Raw genomic sequence first — 1,292 nt, 5'->3', positions numbered from 1 at the left:
TGAGGTTCCCCCAGGATGGTGGACACCGAGATAGCGGGATCGTTGGTTCCGCTGGAAGGATGTCTTCATGTCCCGCAAACGCAGGTCGTTCACGACCGAGTACAAGGTCGAGGCCGCACGCCGGGTGATCGATTCCGGCCGCACCATCGCCGAGGTCGCCCGTGAACTGGCCATCAACGAAGGACTGCTCGGACGCTGGGTCGCCGACGAACGCCGCCGCATCGAAGCCGCCACAGCATCCGGTGATCAGCCGCTGACCGCCGCGGAGCGCACCGAGCTCTCTCGGCTTCGCAAGCAGGTTTCCGAGCAGGAGAAAGACATCGCATTCTTGAAAAAAGCGTCCGCGTACTTCGCAGCAAATCAACAAAAGTAGACCTCTACGCGTTGATGGCTGCGGAGTGCGCGAACTCCGCAATTCACCGGATGGCACGACTACTCGAAGTGTCGACCTCAGGTTTCTACAAACACCAGGGGCGAAGTGTGACAACCAGATTGGGAGAACGGCAGCAGCGACGTGCAGATCTGGAGGTGAAGATCATCGACATACACCGTGAGTCGAAAGGGGTGTACGGGTCGCCTCGAATTACCGCTGAACTCCACGATCGCGGCGAGGTGATCGATGACAAAGCAGTCGCGAAAATCATGCGCTCACTCGGCATCGTCGGGATCAGCCCGCGCACGTTCAAGGTCCGCACCACCGTGGTCGATCCCTTCGCCTCGTTCCCCGATGATCTAGTTCGACGCCAGTTCGACCAGGGCCGCCTCGATGCGGTGTGGACATCCGATATCACCTATCTAACCTGCGGTGACGGTGATATGTACCTGTGTGCGATCAAGGACGAACACTCGAAGAAGGTCTTGGGCTGGTCGGTGGCGGACCACATGCGCACCGAGCTGGTTCTCGAAGCATTGGACATGGCCGTCGCCGAACGCGGTGGCGATGTCGCCGGCACAATCATGCACTCGGACAGGGGAAGTCAGTACACGGCAGAGATCATGAAGCAGGCCTGCGAACGATACGGGCTTCGGCGCTCGATGGGAGAAACCGGCATATGCTGGGACAATGCCGGCGCAGAGAGCCTGTGGTCGACCTTCAAACACGAGTACTACTACCGCCACACCTTCGCATATGCCACCGAATTGGTTGCTGCAGTTGACAACTGGATGAATTTCTACAACACTCGCCGGAGGCACTCCACAATCGGGATGCTCAGCCCCGCCAACTACGAACAGTCACTGATCGCGCCTGTCATGGCCGCGTAACCACTGTCCACTTTCCGGGGGGAACCTCA

The 1,292-nt window shown here is 59.2% G+C and carries 2 protein-coding genes; both read left to right on the top strand.

Annotation, left to right across the window (positions count from 1 at the left end; genetic code table 11):
- Window positions 1-67 precede the first annotated feature (67 nt).
- Window positions 68-373, top strand: coding sequence for a transposase (locus CH286_RS27545; RefSeq protein ID WP_032389890.1), 306 nt, complete (start codon window positions 68-70; stop codon window positions 371-373).
- Window positions 325-1,263 (top strand): IS3 family transposase, encoded by a 939-nt coding sequence (locus tag CH286_RS27540; RefSeq protein ID WP_141215916.1) that lies wholly within the window; start codon window positions 325-327, stop codon window positions 1,261-1,263. The genes CH286_RS27545 and CH286_RS27540 overlap by 49 nt, the downstream gene beginning before the upstream one ends.
- The last annotated feature ends 29 nt before the right edge of the window (window positions 1,264-1,292 follow it).

It is taken from the genome of Rhodococcus sp. WWJCD1 (assembly GCF_002258735.1).
Classification (GTDB): Bacteria; Actinomycetota; Actinomycetes; order Mycobacteriales; family Mycobacteriaceae; genus Rhodococcoides.
Note: the sequence above shows the minus strand (reverse complement) of the source record. Positions and strands in the feature narration are given on the sequence as shown.